A 19,091-nucleotide genomic window follows, 5' to 3' on the forward strand; every position below is an offset into this window, starting at 1 on the left:
GTGTCGTGGTACCGGAACACCAGTGAGGGCAGATAGTGCAGCCCCCCGTTCGCGGGGGGGGGCCCGGCCGCCCCCCCCGCCGCCCCCCCCCCCGGCCGCGTCAGGGCCCGCCCCGCGGGCAGGGCGCGAGCACGAGCATCGTGACGTCGTCCCGCACGTCCGGGCTGTACCGGACGAGGTCGGCCCACACCCGCTCGGCCAGGGCGGCCGGATCCTCGTGCGCGAGGTCCGGCAGCCGCTCGGCCAGCGGATAGAAGGCCCCGCCGGCGTCCCTGGCCTCGGTGACACCGTCGGAGGCGAGGAAGAGCCGGTCACCGGCGCGCAGCGGCACCGAGACGACCCGGGGCGGGGCGGCCCCGGCGAGACCCAGCCCGAGCGGCGTGCACGGCTCGACGTCCAGCTCGACGACCCGCCCGTCCCGCAGCAGCAGCGGGCCGGACTGCCCGCACGCCACGATCCGCACCCGGCGCGCGTCGGGGGAGAAGTCGAGCAGCACCGCCGTGGCGAAGAGCTCGGCATGCGGCTCGTCCGCGGAGTCCACCGCCATCCTCCGGTCGAGCCGGGCCGCCACCGCCTCCGGGTCGGGCAGGTCCAGCACCGCCTCCCGGAAGGCCCCCAGCAGCGACGCGACCGTGGCGACGGCCGACAGCCCGTGCCCCTGCACATCACCCATCACCGCCCGCACGCCGTAAGGGCCCGCCCGGACGTCGAAGAAGTCGCCCCCGACCAGCGTCCCGCGCTGCGCGGCCCGGTACAGCCCCGCGCACCGCACCGGCCCCACCCGCTCCGGCAGCGGCGGCACGACGGCCCGCTGCGCGGCCTCGGCGACCGCACGCTCGGTGTCCAGCTGCGCGTCCCGCCTGCTGCGCACGAACGACAGCAGCACGCTCAGGACCGAGACGAAGCACACGGTGAGTAAATCCGTACTGCCCGGGGCGTTGAGGTTGAACACCGGGACGCTCAGCACGACCACCACCAGCGCGCCCAGCACCGCCGTGGCCGCAGGGCCGTGCGCCAGGACCGCCAGCGGCGGGATGGCGCCCAGCAGGAAGCCGATGTCGAGCGGCTCCGGGCTGATCAGCTCCGCCGCGCACACGCCCGCCAGCAGCGCGGACGGCAGCACCCGCGCCCACACCGGCGGCGGCGCGCCGCGCAGCCAGCCGCGCCCGCCCCGGTCGGGGGCCCGGCGGAACCGGCCGCGCGCACTGCTCACACCACCACGCTGCTACGCCCGACCGGCCGCCGCACGCCGGGCGCGCGACGGCTCCCGGGGCCCGCTCGAGCCCGGTCCGGAATTCCGTGGACGGGCGACCGGTGATCCCGTAACGTGTGGCGCGCCACGCCCCGAGACCAGCAAAAGGAGGGCAGAGCCGTGCAGTTCACACCGTTCCCGCGCTCCCTCCCCGTAGTCCCGGCGTGCTGCGACTGACCCACCGGGAGCGCTCGTGCAGTTCCGCCTCCCGGAGGAAAACCCATGACCGATCCGGTCATCCGCGCGCTCGACGCGAGCGACGCCGCACTCTTCGACACCCTGCCCGACCCGCTGGGCGCCCGTGAGGGCCACCGGCTGACCCGGCACCGCCCCGACTGGAAGCGCGTGGCGCTGCGCGACGGCCGGGTCGTCGCCCGCGGCGCCTGGTGGGGCGGCCCCGACGACACCGAGCCCCTCAACGTCAACTGGTTCGACGTGGCGGAAGGCGAGGAGGCGGCGGGCGCCGCGCTCCTGCGCTCCGCCCCCTGGCAGGTCGACCTGGAGCTGAACCTGCCCGCGGGCTGGCGCGACGACCCGGCCCTGCGCACCGCGGCCGAGACCCGCTTCAGCGCCGCCCGCATGGCCGGCTACGACCTCCTCGTCGAACGCCTCCTGTACCGCTGGACCCCCGACCACGGCCTGCCCGAGCGGCCCGGGCGCCTGGAGTTCCGCGCCGAACCGGACGACGCCGTGTTCTTCGACGCGCTGCGCCGCATCCACTCCGTCACCCTGGACGCCCACGCGCTCAAGGCCATCGAGCAGGGCGGACTCGACCGGGCGGCCCAGGAGGAACTCGACTTCTTCCACTGGTGCCCCTCGCCCCGCGCGTGGTGGCAGGTCGCGTACACACCCGGGGGCGAGATGGCCGGCATCCACATCCCGGCCCACAACCCCTCCGGCCCGTGCATCGGCTTCATCGGCGTCCTGCCCGACCAGCGGGGCCACGGCTACGCCTACGACCTCCTGGCCGAGTGCACCCACTTCCTGGTCGCGCAGGGCGCGCAGTTCGTCGCCGCCGCCACGGACCGGGGCAACTTCCCCATGGCCGCGAACTTCACCAAGGCCGGCTACCCCGTGGTCAAGGAACGCCTCGACTTCCAGCCGGCGCGCGAGCCGGCGCCGGACAGCGGGGAGTGACCCGGCGGGCAGCGCAGGTCTCCCGGCAGGCGGGGTGGGGCCGCGGGAGACCTAGCGCGCGGCCCCGTTCAGCAGGTCCTGCGCCGCCGTGAGGATCTCCGTGACCCGGAGGCCGAACGCCGCGTCGCAGGCGTGCGGGCGGCCGGTGCGGGCGGCGGCGAGCAGGGCGTCCGCCGCCCGCCTCAGGGCGGGGACGGCTCCGTCGGCGCTCTCCGGCAGCACCGCGACCCCGGCCTCCCCGCGAAGCTCCACGGCGGCACCGGACGCGGCGGGCGGTGCCGTCAGGCTGAGAGTGAGGGTGCTCGACGCGCCGCCCGCGTGGTCGAGGACGACATGTGCCGTGTCCCCGGGCCCGTAGGCCGCCGCCGTCACGCGGCGCACGTCGCCGAGCACCGGCAGCAGCACGGACAGCGCGTGCGGCCCGACGTCCCACAGGGCGCCCTTCTCCCGCCGCCACGGCGTCGCGAAGGGACTCTCGCTGGTGAACACCGCCCCGAGCCACTGCGCCCGCCCGGTGAACCAGCCCGGCACCGCCGCCTGCTCGGTGATCCACGCCGCCGGCTCGGGCTGGAAGCGGGCCGTGAAGAACACGACCGAGGCGACACCGGCCTCCTCGACGGCCTCCACCACGGCCCGCCCCTGCCCCACCGTCGCCGCGAGCGGCTTGTCGAGCAGGAGGTGGCACCCGGCCCGGGCCGCCCGCGCGGCCAGCCCGGCCTGCACGTCCGGAGGCAGCGCGACGGCGACCGCGTCGACGTCGGCGAACAGCGCGTCCACGTCGTCGTACGCGCGGACGCCGTGCCGCTCGGCCAGTTCCTTGGCGGCCTCGGGGCGGCGGCCCCACACGCCGACGAAGTCCAGCTCCTCGTGCCCGCCCAGTGCGGGCGCGTGGGCCAGCTGCGCCCACGGGCCGGTGCCGAGCAGTCCTGTGCGCATGCCGCCGCCTCTCCACGGTGCCGGAAAACCGCCGCGGCCGGTCCTGCCGACCGCTCGGCGAAGAGCGTGTCACACGGAACCGGCCGCGGGGGAGCCCGGGCAGGGATCAGGGGCGCACCAGACCGGCGTCCGCCGGCCCGGAACCGGCACCGGCCAGGGAGCGCACGGTGTACGGCCGCAGGTCCCAGGCGCTGACCGCGTGACCGAGACCGCCCCCGCTCCCGGCACGCGCCTCGATCCGCCAGGGCGCGCCGCCGGTGGGGGACGCGGTACGAGCCGCCGTGGGCGCGCGGGCCGAGGGCCGCGTGGTCGCGGTCCACGACGAGGTCACCGGACGCCGGGTCGGGTCTGAGGTCGAGGTACTCGCCGCCGTCGGCGGAGGTCACCACCCGGAGTCCTCCCGCCGCCCCGGCGGACCGGGGTTCCAGACGGGCGGTCAGATCGAAGCTCCCGCTCACCGTCCCCAGTCCCCGTACGCCGGTGACACCGGCGTACACCGGCCCGGAAACACGAAAGGCAAGGAACGCTTTCCTTGCCACTCTCAACTTATAGCGCACAGGGGGCCTTGCGGCAAGGCCCCCCGTCTCCCGCACACTGTCGGTTCTCAAGCCCAGGACCTGCGGAAACGGGAGCATGACGTGACCCCTGCGACCACGAGCGCGTTCGACCTTCCCGACCGCCTCGCACACAAGGCCGCACCCGCGCTGATCGCCGGGGACGAACGGCACTTCGCCGCCGTCGCCGACTGCCTGGAGCAGTCGGTCGCCGAACTGACCGACCGCCTCGAAGCCGAGCGCCGGGCGCCCGGCGGCAAGGGACGGCAGGCCATGGACCGGGACGCCGAGATCCACCGGCTCACCGCGCGCCTGCGCGCCCTGCGCCGCTTCGGCCTCGACCTGTGCCTCGGGCACATGGTCGCCGCGGACGGCTCCGGCCCCGTGTACGTGGGGCGCCTCGGACTCACGGACAGCGAGGGGCGCCGGCTGCTGGTCGACTGGCGCTCCCCGGCCGCCGAACCGTTCTTCGGAGCGACGCACGCCAACCCGATGGGCCTGGCGAGCCGCCGCCGCTACCGCTGGACCGACGGCCGCATCGCCGACTACTGGGACGAGGTGTTCACCGCCGACGGGGCCGACGGGCACGCCGCGCTCGACGACCAGTCCGCCTTCATCGCCAGCCTGGGCACCAACCGCTCGCCCCGCATGCGGGACGTGCTCGGCACCATCCAGGCCGACCAGGACGCCATCATCCGCGCCGGTTCCCGCGGCGCCCTCGTCGTCGACGGCGGCCCCGGCACGGGCAAGACCGTCGTCGCCCTGCACCGCTCCGCCTACCTCCTCTACTCCGACCCGCGCCTCGGGCAGCACCGCCGAGGCGGCGTGCTCTTCGTCGGCCCGCACCGGCCCTACCTGTCCTACGTCTCCGACGTCCTGCCCAGCCTCGGCGAGGAGGGCGTCCAGACCTGCGTCCTGCGGGACCTCGTCGACGAGGGAGCCGAAGCGGCGGTCGAGACCGACCCGGACGTCGCGCGCCTGAAGTCGTCCGCGGACATGGTGAAGGCGCTCGAGAAGGCCGTCACGTTCTACGAGGAGCCGCCCACCGAGGGCATGACGGTCACGACCCACTGGTCCGACATCCGGCTCAGCGCCGAAGACTGGCTCGTGGCGTTCGCGGCGGCGGAACCCGGCACCCCGCACAACGACGCGCGCGGCCAGGTCTGGGAGGAACTGCTCACGATCCTGGAGGACAAGCACGAGGGCGACGCGCCGGCCGCCCTGCTGCGCAGGTCGCTGTCGCGGAACAGGGACCTGCTCACGGCCTTCAACCGAGCCTGGCCGCTGTTGGAGGCGAGCGATCTCGTCGGGGACCTGTGGTCGGTACCGGCCTATCTGCGGATGTGCGCCCCCTGGCTCGGCCGCGACGACGTGCGAAAGCTCCAGCGCGAGGATCCCCACGCCTGGACGGTGTCCGACCTGCCGCTGCTGGACGCGGCACGGCAGCGGCTCGGCGACCCGGAGGCGTCAAGGCGCAAGCGCCGGCACGCCGCCGCCGTCGCCGCAGAACGCGAACGCATGGATAAGGTCATCGACAACCTGCTGGAGGCCCATACCCACGACGACGGCGAAGGCGTGCTGGTCATGCTGCACGGACAGGACATGCGCAACTCCCTGGTCGACGAGTCAGCCCTGCCCACCGACGACCCGGACCGGCTCGCCGGGCCGTTCGCGCACATCGTCGTCGACGAGGCCCAGGAACTGACGGACGCGGAGTGGCAGATGCTGCTGCTGCGCTGCCCGTCCCGCAGTTTCACCATTGTCGGGGACCGCGCCCAGGCACGGCACGGGTTCACAGAGTCGTGGCGGGAACGGCTGGAGCGGGTCGGGTTCGGCCGGGTCGAGATGGCGTCCCTGAGCATCAACTACCGGACGCCCGAGGAGATCATGGCGGAGGCCGAGCCGGTCATCCGGGCCGCGCTGCCGGACGCCAACGTGCCCACCTCGATCCGCAGCGGCGGCGTTCCCGTCGTGCACGGATCCACCGTGGAGCTGCACTCGGTCCTCGACACCTGGCTCGCCGGCCATCCGCACGGGACCGCCTGTGTCATCGGCGATCCCACGTTCCGGCCCGATTCCCCGCGGGTGCGGTCGCTGACCCCGGAGCTGTCGAAGGGCCTGGAGTTCGACCTGGTCGTGCTCGTCGACCCGGAGGACTTCGGCACCGGCGTCGAGGGCGCGGTCGACCACTACGTCGCGATGACCCGGGCGACCCAGCAGCTCGTGGTGCTCACGAGTTCCTGAGCCGCCCGGGCGGGAGCACTACGCGGCGAGTTCCTTGCGGATGCGGTCCAGCATGAACGCCGAAGACTCCCTGGCCCGCTCCTCCCAGGCGAAGACGCAGGCCGTGGCGACCCCGTCGAAGCCCAGCTCGCGCAGGGTGCCGAAGAAGACGTCCCAGTCGACCTCGCCCTGACCGATGTCGAGGTGCTGGTGGATCCGGGCCGGGGTGCCCGGCGGGTTGAGGATGTAGCGCAGACCGCTGGAGCCCTTGTGGTTGAAGGAGTCCGCGATGTGCACGTGCTGGAGCTTGTCACCGGCATAGCGCATCATCGCGGCGATGTCGGCCGTGGGGTCCGCGCCCGACAGGTGGAAGGTGTGCGGGGCGCAGTACAGGTAGTTCACCCACGGCTTGTTGATCGCGCGGACGAGATCGACGGCCGGGGTGTTCTCCTCGCAGAAGTCGTCCGGGTGGGCCTCCAGGTTCAGAGCGATGCCTTCGCGCTCGAACACCGGCAGCAGCTCCTCCAGCGAGCGCCAGAACGCGGCCTCGCTCTCGGCGGCCTGCTCGGGGCGGCCGTTGAACTCCGAGTTCATCAGCGGGCATTCGAGTTCGACGGTGATCTCGATCATCCGCTTCCAGTAGCGGACGGCCGCCTGCCGCTCGGTCTCGTCCGGCGAGGACCACTTGTACAGCGGCAGTACCGAGGACAGCTGCACGCCGTGCCTGCGCAGCGACTGCTTCAGCTCCGCCACCCGGGCGTCGTCCGCCCGCGGGTGCAGGAAGAACGGCATGAAGTCCGCACGCGGCGACAACTCGATGTACTCGTAGCCGAGTTCGGCGACCGTACGCACCATCTCGTCGATGGGCAGCGCACGGAACATATAGGGGTCGAGGGCGATCTTCACGCGGTCCCTCCGTAGAACGCGGGGCGGGGCTTCATGTCGGTGGTGACGGTCTCGCCGCCGGACTCCAGGGACCGGACGGCGGCGTCGGTGATGACGGTGGCGGCGTAGCCATCCCAGGCGGACGGGCCGGTGGGTTCGGTGCCGGCCGCCACGGAGGCGACCCACTCGCGGAACTCGGTGTCGAAGGCCTCCGCGAACCGGTCCTTCCAGTCCTGCAGCACACCCGTGCCGTGCCGGGCCGCCGTGCGGATCCCGACGGCCGCCGGGTCGGGCAGCCGCACCAGGCCGTCCTCGCCGACGACCTCGCACTGGATGTCGTAGCCGTACTGGCAGTTGACGAATACCTCCAGGTCGATCCGGACGCCCTCGGACGTCTCGAAGATCATGATCTGCGGGTCCTTCAGGTGCGGGAACCGCTTGCTCGTGGCGCGCGGGGTGACCACCTGGGCGGAGACGATCTCGTCGTCGAGCAGCCAGCGCAGCACGTCGATCTCGTGCACGGCCGTGTCCTGGGCCGCCATGGCGGAGTGGTACGACTCCGGGACGGTCGGGTTGCGGTGGGCGCAGTGCACGATCAGCGGGGCGCCGAGCGAACCGGTCGACAGGACCTCCTTCATCTGCCGGTAGCCGGGGTCGAAGCGGCGCATGAAGCCGACCTGCACCAGCCGCCGCCCGTGCGCCCGTTCGGCCTCGACGATCCGCAGACAGTCCTCGGCGGTCGTGGCCAGCGGCTTCTCGCAGAACACCGGCTTGCCGGCGGCGATCGCGCTCAGGACGTGCTCGGCGTGGGTGGGCCCCCAGGAGGTGACGAGGACGGCGTCCACGTCGGGGGAGGCGATCAGCTCGGCGCCGGTGGGCAGCGCCGTGGCACCGGTCCGGGCCGCCACCTCGGCGGCGCGCCGGGCGTCGATGTCGGTCACGGCCGTGACCGTCGCCCCGGTGACCACCTCGGTGAGCCGCCGGATGTGGTCCTGGCCGATCATTCCGGCGCCGATGACGCCTACACGTACGGTCATGATGACTCCTTGCGGGGTGGTCAGGAGAAGCGCGCCCGGAGCTCGGCTTCGAGGGTTTCGAGGGTGCGGCCCTTGGTCTCGGGGACGTACAGCTTCACGAAGGTGAGGGACAGCACGCCCGCCACCACGAACAGGAAGAAGGTGTTGGAGATCCCGATCCCGGAGACCAGGGACGGGAAGACCAGCCCGATCACGAAGTTGGTCAGCCACAGCACCACGGCCGCCACGCCCATGCCGAAGCCGCGCATCCGCATCGGGAAGATCTCCGACAGCATCAGCCAGGTCACCGGCGAGATCGCGCCCTGCTGGAAGGCGAGGAACGTGACCGTCATGGCGAGCACCGCGAAGGCCCGCGGATCACCGGACGGCAGCACCAGCGAGAAGACGCCGATCAGCAACAGGGCCGCCGTGGTGCCGATCTGACCGGTCATCAGCATGGGGCGGCGCGGGACGCGGCCCAGCAGCCAGATGCCGACGAAGGTGGCCAGCACCGAGATCACACCGTTGGCGATGTTCGCCGTCAGCGCGCTGTCGGCGGCGAAACCGGCGTCGGTGAGGATCTGCGTGCCGTAGTACATGATCGTGTTGACGCCGGTGATCTGCTGCACGATCGCGATGCCGAACCCGACGAACATCAGCTTGCGCACCCAGGGCGTGCTCTTGATGTCCTGCCAGCCGCCGAGCTTCTCCTGCTCGTCCTTGACGGCGAGCGCGGTGACCTCCTTCAGCTCGGCCTCGGCCCGGGCCTGCGAGCGCACCTGGCGCAGCACTTCGAGGGCCTCGCCGAAGCGGCTCCGCGAGGCCAGCCAGCGCGGGCTCTCCGGCATCACCAGCATGCCGAACCAGAGCACCACGGCCGGCAGCGTGGCGACGACCAGCATCCAGCGCCACACACCACCGGACTCGCCGCCGACCTGCGCGATGATCGCGTTGGACGTGAACGCCAGCAGCTGACCGGTGACGATCATCAGCTCGTTGCGGGTGACGAGGGCGCCGCGCCGCTCGGCGGGCGACACCTCCGCGAGATAGACCGGCACGGTCACCGAGGCACCGCCGACCGCGAGACCGAGCACGAACCGTGCCACGATCATCACCTCGGTCGTCGGCGCGAGCGTGCAGCCCAGCGCGCCGATGAAGAACAGCACGGCCAGCAGCAGGATGTTGCGCCGCCTGCCGCGCGCGTCGGACAGCCGCCCGCCGGTCACCGCGCCCAGCGCGGCACCCAGCAGCAGCGAGCTGGTGACCATGCCCTCGGTGACCGGGGTGAGGCCGAGGTCGTCGGTCATGTAGGGCAGGGCGCCGTTGATGACGCCCGTGTCGTAGCCGAAGAGCAGACCACCGAACGTGGCGATGATCGTGATCAGCCGCAGCCGCCGCCTGACCGCCGGCGGGGCGTCGTCCGCGACGGCGGTGGCGGGGGTGGGGATGGGGGCCGGTGTCGTGTCGTCCCTGACGTCCATGGCCGCTCCTTACCTGTCGATGTTCGGGCGCCGGGTACCCGACAGGCCGCAGCCGGCCAGGTGCTCACGGGTGCTGACCGCGATGGGCAGCGGCACCTCGGGAGCGCACGGGTACAGGTCCTGTTCGACGATCACGAACAACTCCGCGTCGAGCCTGGCGAGTTCCGCCACCACGTCGGCCGGGTCCGGCACCCCGGCCGGCGGCGACACGCACACGCCGCGCTTCACGGCCTCACCGAACGACAGGTCCTCGGCGGCGACCTGGGCGAGGATCTCCGGGTCCATCTGCTTGATGTGCACGTAGCCGACGCGCTCACCGAACCGGCGGATCAGATCGAGGTTGTCCCCGCCGCCGTACGCCACGTGCCCCGTGTCCAGGCACAGGTTGGTGTACCGGCTGTCGGACTCGTTCAGCAACCGCTCGATCTCCGGCTGCGTCTGGATGTGGCTGTCGGCGTGCGGATGGACGACCAGCCGGACGTCGTACTCCTCCAGCAGCAGTTTGCCCAGCCGGTCGGCGGCCCGGCCGAACCCCGCCCACTGCTCGGCGGTCAGCTCGGGCGACTCGGTGAACGCACCCGTCTTCTCGTCCCGGTACATCGGCGGGATGAAGACCAGGTGGTGCGCTCCCGCGGCGGCGGTCAGCGCGGCGACCTGCCGGACGTGGGCGAGCATCTCGTCCCATGCCTCGGGCCGGTGGAGCGCGCCGAACGCGGTGCCGCCGGAGACCTTCAGCCCCCGCGCGTCCAACTCGGCCTTCAGCCGCCGCGGGTCGGTGGGCAGGTACCCGTACGGGCCGAGCTCCAGCCACTCGTAGCCGGCCTGGACCAGTTCGTCGAGGAAGCGGGTGTACGACACCTGGTGCTCGTCCTCGGGGAACCAGACGCCCCAGGAGTCGGGGGCGGAGCCGAGGCACAGGTTGCCGACGGTCGTACGCAGCGGGGCTGGCACCGTTGCCATGGTGAGAGTCCTTCGGGGAGAGGAAGGGGGCAGGGCGTGGAACTGATGCGCTCTACTAGCGCGCTCTAGTTCGAGTACGATGACCCCTGTCCAAATGTCATGTCAATAGCTTGTTGCCGGGAGATTTCAGGATCCCCGTACGCGGATCCGAGCGGCTCCCGCACGGCTCCCCGAGCGGGACACCCCGTAAGGTGGGCGGCGTCGGAGGGTAGGTTCACAGGTGGATGCAGCGGGCAGGCAGCGGCCCACGATGGCGGACGTCGCCGAGAAGGCGGGCGTGTCCCGCGCGCTCGTCTCGATCATCTTCCGCAACCAGGCGGGGGCCAGCCGGGAGACCCGGGAACGGGTCCTGCGCGTGGCCGACGAGATCGGCTACCGGCCGGACAGCGCGGCCCGGCTCCTGGCCCGGGGCCGCAGCCGCACGCTCGGCGTGATGTTCACCGTGCACCAGACCTTCCACACGGACCTCATCACCGGCATCTACCCCGAGGCCGAGCGCCTCGGCTACGACGTGCTGCTCTCCGGGGCCACCCACGGCCGCAGCGAGGCCAAGGCGGTCGAGGCGCTGCTCAGCCACCGCTGCGAGGCGGTGATCCTGCTCGGCCCGGACGCCGCGCCCGCCTACCTCGACGAGCTGGGGCAGCGCACGGTCGCCGTCTCGGTCAGCCGCCGGGTCCCCCAGGCCCGGGTCGACTTCGTGCACTCCGCCGAGGCCAAGGGCGTCCGGCAGGCCATGGACCACCTGGTGGAGCTGGGGCACCGCCGGATCGTGCACATCGACGGCGGACGCGGACCGGGTTCGGCGGAGCGGCGGCGCGCCTACCGGGCCGCGATGCGCCGCCACGGGCTGGAGGGGGAGGCGAGGGTGATCCCCGGCCACCACACCGAGGAGTCCGGCATCGAGACGGGCCGCCTGCTCCTGGCCGAGCGGGACGCCGGACAGCCGCTGCCGACGGCGGTCCTCGCCGGCAACGACCGCTGCGCGATGGGCCTGCTGATGGCGCTCACCCGCTCGGGCGTCGAGGTCCCGCGCGACCTGTCCGTCGTCGGCTACGACGACAGCCACCTCTCCCACCTGATGCCGATCGGCCTGACCACCGTCCGCCAGGACGCGGTCCTCATGGCCGAGCACGCCGTCCGCTTCGCCGTCGAGCGGCTGGAGAACGGGGAGCTGGAGCCGCGGGAGGCGGTGCTGGATCCCAAGCTGGTGGTGCGGGGGACCAGCGGGCCGGTGCCGGCTCCTTAGGGGTCCTTTCACTATGCCCGTCCGGGTCGCGCGGCCTGGCACCGCACCTCGCAAGGCGCCAGACCACGCGATCTGATCGGACGCTCATAGTGAAAGGACCCCTTAGCGCGTCCCCTCCTCAGCGGGTGCCCTTCTTGGCGAACTCCGCGACGGTGTCCACGTTGTCCTTCGTGACGAAGGCCGGACCGGTGAGCACGGGAGCGGTGCCGCCGCCGCTGACGTTGCCGTTCGTCCGGTACAGCCACAGCGCGTCGACGGCGAGGTAGCCCTGGAGGTAGGGCTGCTGGTCGACGGCGAACTCGACGCTGCCGCTCTGGATCGCTCCGACGAGGTCCTTGTTGAGGTCGAAGGTGGCGACCTTCGCCTTGCTGCCCGCGTCCTTCACCGACTGCACGGCGGTCAGGGCGATGGGGGCGCCGAGCGTCACCACCTGGTCGATGGAGGAGTCCTGGAGCTTGGCGGTCAGGGTCGACTTCACGGAGGGCATGTCGGTGCCGTTGACGTACAGGATCTCCGTCGTGCCCTGGAAGCCCTTCTTCAGGCCGGCGCAGCGGGCCTCCAGGGCGACCTGGCCCTGCTCCTGGATCACGCAGACGGCGTGCTTGGCGCCCTGCTGGTCGAGGCGCTCGCCGAAGGCCTGCCCGGCGATGTTCTCGTCCTGGCCGAAGTACTCGAGCATGCCGAGTTCCTTCCAGTCGTCCAGGCCGGAGTTGAAGCCGACGACGGGGATGCCGGCCGCCTTGGCCTTGGCCACGACCGCCTTCATGGCGTCGGGCTTGGCGGCGGTGAGCGCGATGCCGTCGACCTTCTGGTCGATGGCGTTCTGCACCAGGTTGGCCTGGTTCCCGGCGGCCGGGTTGCTGGAGTAGACGAGCTTGATGTTGTCCTTCGCGGCGGCGGCCTGGGCGCCCTTGCGGATCAGGTCCCAGAAGGTGTCGCCGGGCGCCGCGTGGGTGATCAGGGCGACCGTCATCCGCGGGGTGGTGGCCTTGCCCGCGGCGGCGTCGGTGCCGCCGGCCTCGGACTTCTTCCCGCCGGAGCCGCTGGAGCAGCCGGCGGCGAGCAGGGTGCCCGCGAGGACGGCGGCGGTCAGGGCGGCGGCTCTGTGGTGTCTGCGCATGTCGGGTGCACCTCACTGTGCTGGGACGAGGGGGCCGCGCCCGGTCCGGGGAGGGAGGCGCTGGGTGGGTGCCCTGGGCGGCGGCGGTCATGGGATGTGCGGTGGTCCTGGGTGCGGACCGCCGCGGTCGCGGTGGCTGGAGCGCGCCACTAGCGCGCTCTAGTGGCAGGTACTATGCGGGCGCCTTCGAGTGATGTCAACAGCTTTGTCAGGACGTTCCAACAAAAAGGGCCGTCCGCTCCCCGCCGGTGGTGAACGGCGGGGAGCGGACGGCCTCGGCCGGACGGCCCGGACGGTCCCGGACCGTTCCGGTCGTTCCGGGCTCGGCTATTCCGGTCTGCTGATGTTGACCATCCACGGGACGCCGAAGCGGTCCGTGCACATGCCGAACTCGTCGCCCCACATCTGCTTCTCCAGCGGTACCGACACCGAGCCGCCCTCGGAGAGCTTCTCCCAGTAGCCGCGCAGCTCGGCGTCGTCGTCGCCGCTCAGGCTCACGGAGTAGCGGCTGTCCTGCGGGGACTCCATGCCCGGCGGGTTGTCGGCGCCCATCAGGGTGAAGCCGCTGGGGGTCTCCAGCATGCCGTGCATGACCTGGTCGGCGTTCGGGGCGTCCGGCTGGCCGAAGTCGCCGTAGGTGTTGAGGTCCAGCGTGCCGCCGAAGACCTCCTGGTAGAACTCCATCGCCTGCCGGGCGTCGCCGTCGAAGGTGAGGTAGGGGTTGAGACGCGAGACCATGAGAACCTCCCGGAAGGGGGCGGGGGCGGGTTGCGCGCAGCGTAACGCCGGACACCGGCTACGGCGCGCCGAGCGGGTTCGCGACCCGACGCGCCGGGAACCGACGCCGGGACGGCGTGCCCAGCGCGACCGTCTCGACCGGCCGGCCGGCGGGGCGGGCGCCGGTGGACTGAGGCGGGGCCGGGGCTGTCGTACGGGGGCTCAGGCCTCGTCGGCCGACCCGTTGTTCCAGTCGTACGGGCCTCCGCCGCGCCACTCGATCAGCTCGGTGTCGTCGACGGCCGTGTCCGTCGTGGGCAGGCCCTCGCGGTGCAGGAAGTCCAGCACGTCGAACAGGCTGTAGGCGACGCCCATGTTCTCGCCGTGGATGGTCACCAGCCGTCCGCCGTCCGACGCGGGCGGCTGCACGACCACAGGGGGTTGACCGTCCATGACCCCACCATGCGCCCGAAACCGGCGGTTCGCAGCTCGGCCGCGACCGGAAGCGGGACGAACCGGTCCGCCCAGCAGGTGCCGAGCCCCTGCCGCCGGCCGCTCCCCGGCCCGGCGCCCGCGGGGTCCGCTGTGCGCCGGTGACAAGCCGCGATCCGGAAACTGAGTTCTCATCAGCACCCCCTGAGCGGCCCCCCGCCACAGCCCTAGCGTCCGTGGCATGGACATGAACCTCAGGAGTAGAGGGAAGTGGCGCGGCGCCGCACTGGCGGTGCTGCTGACCGCCGGGACACTCACGGCCGCCGCCCCGGGCGCCCGGGCCGACGGGGCGCGGACCGAGACACCGGTGGTGTCGACGTCGCCGGTGACCGGGGTGACGGAGTCGGTGGTGCGGGTGAAGGTGCCGCTGCCGGAGTCGGCCGGGCCCCGTCCGGCCGCCTGCGACTGGCTGTCGTACCTGCGCTACCGCTCCGCCGACGGGCCCGCCGCGTCGGCCGACGCGGACCGGATCCTGATCGCCCAGCCCGGCATCCTGGAAGGAGCCGGCGCGTTCGACAGCGTCGCCCGCAACACCGTGGCGCGCGCCGCCGGGCAGGGCCTGCACATCGAGTTCTGGGCGCTGGACCGGCGCTCCAACTGCCTGGAGGACCGCACCGGCATCGCCTCCGGCGACCAGCACACCGCCGTCGACTACTACTACCGCGGCAAACAGGTCGACGGCCGGACCTTCGACGGCTTCGCCGAGAATCGGCAACTCGGCTGGATGGCGAAGCTCGGCATCGAGCAGACCGTCCGCGACCAGTACGACCTGCTCGCCGCCGAGCTGCCGAACCAGGCGCAGCGCAAGCGCAAGGTGCTGTGCGGCGGGCACTCGCTGGGCGGGGTGATCACCGGGTACTTCGCCGCCGCCGACTTCGACGGCGACCGGGCCACCACCTCGGACGCCGGGTACAACCAGTGCGCCGGCTACTTCGCCCTCGACACGACCGTCTCCACCTCGCTCGCCGACCTCAGCGGCAGCCTCCCCGACGACACCAACCTGCCCGACATCGGCCTCGGGTACGGCGTGATCCAGGCCGGGCTCGACAGCGGGGTGCTGCCGCGCACGCTGTCCGCGCCGGTGCTGCTCAACCCCGAGACCATGACGCTGCTCGGCATCGCGGGAATGGGTGCTCTCAAGAACCCGGACGCCGAGGCGACCCTGCCCCGCTACCTGCCCTCCAACCTCAACATCGAGGCCACCCACCGCGTCCTGTTCTCCAAGGACACCGCCGCCTTCCTCACCGGCAAGCCCGCCGTGAAGGACTTCCGCCTCACCAACGGGGCCGTGCTCGGCGCGCTGCTCGACGACAACTCCGTGCCGCTGGCGTTCCTGCAGACCAGTGTCGGCTTCTTCGACGGCGGGCCGATCGCCGACAAGAGCTTCCCCGTCGCCAACGGCGGCACGGAGCAGCCCGGGCTGTACGGCACCGCGTACAAGGCCATCCCGGACCGGCCGCAGGGCCCGCTCTACACCTGGCGCACCTATGACCGGGTCGGCGACCCCGACGACCCCGGCTACCGGTCGGCCGACGGCACGCCGTTCACCGGCCCCGGGGAGGAGGTCACCGACATCCGGCAACTGGCCCGCAGCCTGGCCGAGCAGCCGCTGGACTTCACCGAGCAGTACTTCCCGACCAAGCTCGTGACGGACATACAGATGTCCACCTCGCCGCAGGTGAAGAAGCTCGTCGTCCATCCGGACGGGCTCAAGGCCAACCCGGTGCTCACCGTCCTCGCCGGTGAGGGACTGCTCGCCGGCCGGGTCCCGCCCGAGCTGCGTCCCGTGATTGCCGACGGCTACCAGCACCTCGACGTGCTGACCGCCGCGGCCGAGCAGAACGACGGCCGGCCCGAACCCGTCTCCACCGGCCTCGCCGCCTTCGCCCGCGCACCCCGTTGACCCCGCACGCACGCCCGGGGCCCGGGAGGATCTCCTCCCGGGCCCCTTCACACGCCGCTACGGCTCACAGTCTGCCCGCGGCGAACGTGGCCGCCGCGTCGGCGTCGTCCCGGTAGCCCAGGTGCGCCCCGACGTCTCCGCCACCGCTCTCGCAGACGGGATCGCCCTTGGCGCAGATGTCCAGGGTGCGGCTCTGGTAGGTGCCGGTGACGCTCTTGCCGAGCGCCCGGATCGGATTGCCGAACAGCAGCACGGCGGCGACCTTCGGCTCGACCGCCGCGGGCAGCGTGGCCACGATGGGGCTGCCCACCACCGCGCCCGCGCTGCTGATGCCGATCGAGTTGTCGACGACGTTCGCACCCTGCGAATAGCCGACGAGCACGAACTTCTGGTTCGGGCAGGCGGCGGCCTGGCTCTTCACGTGGTTCACCAGGTCCAGATTGCCCTGGGTCGCAGACGTCGGAGAGAGGTCCGCGGGATAGTTCACCTTGTAGCTGGTCAGGCTTTTGCCCGGCACTTTCTTCTGCAGGGCGGAAAACACCGGGTCGCCGACGATGAAGCCGAGCGTGCCCGGCTCGAACGTGCCGCGGGCCGCGACGAGTTCCACGTCCGAGCAGGCCGCGGCGGCGGCCGGGGGAGCCGAGAGGGTGGCAAGCCCGGCCCCGCCGGCCAGCGAGAGCGCGGCGAGGGACAAGCGGATACGCATGGGGGATCCTCCGCGTGTGAGGCGCGTCGAGCGCCTGCGAAAAAGGACGGCCCGAACGTATTCGCTGCCCCTCGCCGGGTGTTATGGACGGGATTATGGAATCACCGCGGTTTTTTGTCGCCGATTGAGTACGGGATTCAGTCCTGCCGCGTTCCCAGTGATTCCGCGCGCAACGCGAGAATGAGATCGAGGCGGGTTTCCGGATCGTGCAGGGCGTAGCCGAACAGCTTCTCCAGCTGGCGCAGGCGGTAGCGGACCGTCTGTGGGTGGATGTGCAGCCGCACGGCGACGTCGGGCACGTTGCTGCCGCTGAGCAGCCAGGCCAGCAGGGTCTCGGCGAGCCGGTCGCGCTGCCCCGCCGAGACGGTGTCCAGGGGCGCGAGGACCCGCGCCCGGAGCCGGTCGAGCAGCGGCTCGTCGCCGTACAGCAGCAGTGTCGACAGATGGTCGGAACAGTGCACCACGCCCTGGCGGGGGAGCACCCCGCGCCCCATCAGGCCGAGCGCCCGGGTGGCGAGGCGCAGTGACTGCGCCGCCTCGGTGACCGCGACCGTCGGGCCGACCGCGGCGGGCCGGCCGCGCAGCGCGAGCGCGAACGCCCGGCCGCCGAACCGTCCCGAACCGTCCGGGTCGGGCACCAGCATCCGCGGCGGCCGGGACTCCATGTCCACCAGCGCGCCCGCCGCCGCCAGCGGCCGGTCCTCCTCCCGGCGGTCCGGCGCCGCCGCCAGCGCCACGACGGCGACCGTCCGGGGCACCGGCCAGCGGGCGCTGTGCGCCAGGTCCTGCACGGCCTCCAACGCCACGGGGCCGTCCTCCAGGAGCAGGTCGAGCAGCCGCCCGCGGCGCCGCTCCAGCTCGTCGGAGCTGCGCAGCTGGGCCTCCGCGTAGCCGGCCGCGGCCGCCTCGGCGACCTCGTGCACGGTCCGGAACGCCAGCTCCCCGAGCGCGGCCACGACCGTGGAGTCCAGGCCCAGTTCCTCCGCCGTACGCCCCATCAGCCGCCAGGCGTGCAGCCCGCCGACCCGCAGCGCGGACTGCAACGCGTCCAGGCTGCGGCCCTCCAGGGCCTCGCCGCGCCCGAGTTCGTAGTACGTCGCCGCGATCGAGCCGCCGTCGTCCCGCGGGTCGGCGATGTGGTCCACGAACAGGGTCAGCGCCTGCACCACCCCCGACCGCAGGTTCTGGCGGTACGTCCCGTCCGCGGGCCGCGCGTACTCGGGGACCTGGCGGCGGACCTCCTCCTCCACCTCGTCGGCGACCGCGGCGAGCTGGACGCGCAGCAGCTCCGCCAGCTCGGGCGGCACCGGTGGCGTGCCGGGACGGTCCGGCACGCCGTGCGGAGTGGGCACGGCCATCACGGACACTCCTTTCGACCGGAAGCGGCTCGCCCACGGGCTGTTGCCAGGGGGACGAGTGGGACGTCCTGTGTGGGACGGACGACCCATCCGCTCCGTTCCGTGCCCCGACGGCACCCCCGTCACTCCGGCACGCCCAGCGCATGGGCGAGCATCGGCCACGAGGCGGTGAACTCCCGCTTCCAGTAAGGCCAGTCGTGTCCTCCTCCCGCATACAGGTGCGTGGTGACCGGGATCCCCAGGAGGGTCAGCGCGCGGGCGAAGCCCTGGGCGGAGGGCCACAGCGCGCTCTCCAGGATCCCGGGCAGCGGATCGCCGCCGCTGCCCACCCCGCTGCCCTGCGAGATGTACAGGGCGGTGCCGCGCAGCCCGGTGGCGCGGGCGCGCGGATTGAAGTCCCGCCAGGTCAGCGCGTTCAGCAGCGGATGCCCCCACAGCGACGCGGCCGGCAGGTTCTCCCGGGCCACGATCGCGTCCATGATGGCGGGAACACCGGGGGCGGTGGTGTCGAGGATGCCGCTGTAGGAGGCCGCGGCGGTGAACGCCCGGGGGTGGCGGGCCGCGTGGGCCATCGCGCCGTAGCCGCCGGTGGACACCCCGGCGACCGCCCGGACTCCGGAGGCCCGGTACTCCCGGGCCAGCAGCGCCGGCACCTCCTTCACCTGGAAGGTCTCGTAGTCGGGGCCGCCGCGCCACACGCTCGGGATGCCGGTGGGGCCCGCGTCCGGCATCGCCACGATCAGGTCGCGGCCCTCGGTGAAGGCCTCGATGTCCGTCTCCCGGGTCCAGGACGTGTAGTCGTCGTGGGCGCCGTGCAGCAGATACAGGACGGGGTACTTCTTCTCGGGCCGCGCGGCGAAGTCCGACGGCAGGATCAGCCGGACCGGTGCGGTGCGGCCGAGCGCGGCGGAGGGCACGGACACGTCCAGGGTGCGCGGCCCCGGCCGGGTGGCGGCCCGGGCACGGGCCGTGCCGCCCGCGGCCCCGAACAGGACCGCGAGACCGGCGGCGGCCGTCGCTCTGGCGACGGCGCGCCGGGACACTCCGGTGGCCGGCTCCGGCGTGCGGGCCGGCTGGGGCAGGTCGGGCATGGCGGCTCCTCGGG

General features: G+C 72.7%; 17 protein-coding genes. 4 read left to right on the forward strand and 13 right to left on the reverse strand.

Annotated features, from left to right (window positions below; genetic code table 11):
- Positions 1-100: 100 nt before the first annotated feature.
- Positions 101-1,213, reverse strand: coding sequence for a PP2C family protein-serine/threonine phosphatase (locus ABZ386_RS40545; protein ID WP_351335424.1), 1,113 nt, complete (start codon positions 1,211-1,213; stop codon positions 101-103).
- Between the two features lie 261 nt (positions 1,214-1,474).
- Here ABZ386_RS40545 and ABZ386_RS40550 point away from each other — a divergent pair, with 261 nt between their 5' ends.
- Positions 1,475-2,389, forward strand: a complete 915-nt coding sequence (locus tag ABZ386_RS40550) for a GNAT family N-acetyltransferase (RefSeq protein ID WP_358968512.1) — start codon at positions 1,475-1,477, stop codon at positions 2,387-2,389.
- A 51-nt stretch (positions 2,390-2,440) separates the two neighbouring features.
- On the opposite strand, the gene ABZ386_RS40555 is transcribed toward ABZ386_RS40550, so the two are convergent.
- Positions 2,441-3,325, reverse strand: a complete 885-nt coding sequence (locus ABZ386_RS40555; RefSeq protein WP_356506366.1) for a Gfo/Idh/MocA family oxidoreductase — start codon at positions 3,323-3,325, stop codon at positions 2,441-2,443.
- Between the two features lie 106 nt (positions 3,326-3,431).
- Entirely contained in the window at positions 3,432-3,656 is a 225-nt protein-coding gene (locus tag ABZ386_RS40560; protein WP_358968515.1) for a hypothetical protein, read from the reverse strand.
- A 307-nt stretch (positions 3,657-3,963) separates the two neighbouring features.
- Here ABZ386_RS40560 and helR point away from each other — a divergent pair, with 307 nt between their 5' ends.
- Entirely contained in the window at positions 3,964-6,123 is a 2,160-nt protein-coding gene (gene helR, locus ABZ386_RS40565; protein ID WP_358968518.1) for an RNA polymerase recycling motor ATPase HelR, read from the forward strand.
- A gap of 18 nt (positions 6,124-6,141) precedes the next feature.
- Here the strand turns inward: helR and ABZ386_RS40570 are convergent, their stop codons facing one another.
- From ABZ386_RS40570 to ABZ386_RS40585, 4 genes are read right to left on the reverse strand one after another with little or no spacing between them, the layout of a single operon-like run.
- Positions 6,142-7,008 carry a sugar phosphate isomerase/epimerase gene (locus tag ABZ386_RS40570; protein WP_351335413.1) on the reverse strand — a complete coding sequence of 289 codons (867 nt, stop codon included), beginning with the start codon at positions 7,006-7,008 and terminating at the stop codon, positions 6,142-6,144.
- On the reverse strand, positions 7,005-8,024 hold the full coding sequence (locus ABZ386_RS40575) for a Gfo/Idh/MocA family oxidoreductase (protein WP_358968521.1): 1,020 nt from the start codon (positions 8,022-8,024) through the stop codon (positions 7,005-7,007). Before ABZ386_RS40575 ends, ABZ386_RS40570 begins: the two co-directional genes overlap by 4 nt.
- Positions 8,025-8,044: 20 nt before the next feature.
- On the reverse strand, positions 8,045-9,484 hold the full coding sequence (locus ABZ386_RS40580; protein WP_351335408.1) for a sugar porter family MFS transporter: 1,440 nt from the start codon (positions 9,482-9,484) through the stop codon (positions 8,045-8,047).
- Positions 9,485-9,493: 9 nt separating this feature from the next.
- On the reverse strand, positions 9,494-10,444 hold the full coding sequence (locus tag ABZ386_RS40585) for a TIM barrel protein (RefSeq protein ID WP_355721890.1): 951 nt from the start codon (positions 10,442-10,444) through the stop codon (positions 9,494-9,496).
- A 250-nt stretch (positions 10,445-10,694) separates the two neighbouring features.
- Between ABZ386_RS40585 and ABZ386_RS40590 the strand changes: the two genes are divergently transcribed.
- Positions 10,695-11,690: a LacI family DNA-binding transcriptional regulator gene (locus ABZ386_RS40590; RefSeq protein ID WP_114257115.1), complete on the forward strand. Its 996-nt coding sequence runs from the start codon at positions 10,695-10,697 to the stop codon at positions 11,688-11,690.
- Positions 11,691-11,808: 118 nt separating this feature from the next.
- Here ABZ386_RS40590 and ABZ386_RS40595 read toward each other — a convergent pair whose 3' ends face one another.
- From ABZ386_RS40595 to ABZ386_RS40605, 3 genes are all read right to left on the reverse strand, one after another.
- Positions 11,809-12,810 carry a substrate-binding domain-containing protein gene (locus tag ABZ386_RS40595; RefSeq protein ID WP_351335404.1) on the reverse strand — a complete coding sequence of 334 codons (1,002 nt, stop codon included), beginning with the start codon at positions 12,808-12,810 and terminating at the stop codon, positions 11,809-11,811.
- A 327-nt stretch (positions 12,811-13,137) separates the two neighbouring features.
- Positions 13,138-13,548 (reverse strand): VOC family protein, encoded by a 411-nt coding sequence (locus ABZ386_RS40600; protein WP_351335401.1) that lies wholly within the window; start codon positions 13,546-13,548, stop codon positions 13,138-13,140.
- Positions 13,549-13,749: 201 nt separating this feature from the next.
- Positions 13,750-13,980 (reverse strand): hypothetical protein, encoded by a 231-nt coding sequence (locus ABZ386_RS40605; protein WP_031120363.1) that lies wholly within the window; start codon positions 13,978-13,980, stop codon positions 13,750-13,752.
- A gap of 220 nt (positions 13,981-14,200) precedes the next feature.
- Here ABZ386_RS40605 and ABZ386_RS40610 point away from each other — a divergent pair, with 220 nt between their 5' ends.
- A complete protein-coding gene (locus tag ABZ386_RS40610) occupies positions 14,201-15,922 on the forward strand; it encodes a hypothetical protein (protein WP_358968524.1) in 1,722 nt (573 codons plus the stop codon).
- 64 nt (positions 15,923-15,986) lie between these two features.
- Here ABZ386_RS40610 and ABZ386_RS40615 read toward each other — a convergent pair whose 3' ends face one another.
- From ABZ386_RS40615 to ABZ386_RS40625, 3 genes are all read right to left on the reverse strand, one after another.
- Positions 15,987-16,628, reverse strand: a complete 642-nt coding sequence (locus ABZ386_RS40615) for a cutinase family protein (protein ID WP_358968527.1) — start codon at positions 16,626-16,628, stop codon at positions 15,987-15,989.
- A 137-nt stretch (positions 16,629-16,765) separates the two neighbouring features.
- Positions 16,766-17,986: a helix-turn-helix domain-containing protein gene (locus ABZ386_RS40620; RefSeq protein WP_358968530.1), complete on the reverse strand. Its 1,221-nt coding sequence runs from the start codon at positions 17,984-17,986 to the stop codon at positions 16,766-16,768.
- Between the two features lie 122 nt (positions 17,987-18,108).
- On the reverse strand, positions 18,109-19,077 hold the full coding sequence (locus tag ABZ386_RS40625; RefSeq protein WP_356618873.1) for an alpha/beta hydrolase family protein: 969 nt from the start codon (positions 19,075-19,077) through the stop codon (positions 18,109-18,111).
- Positions 19,078-19,091 lie beyond the last annotated feature (14 nt).

It is taken from the genome of Streptomyces sp. NPDC006140, from assembly GCF_040628815.1.
Classification (GTDB): domain Bacteria; phylum Actinomycetota; class Actinomycetes; order Streptomycetales; family Streptomycetaceae; genus Streptomyces.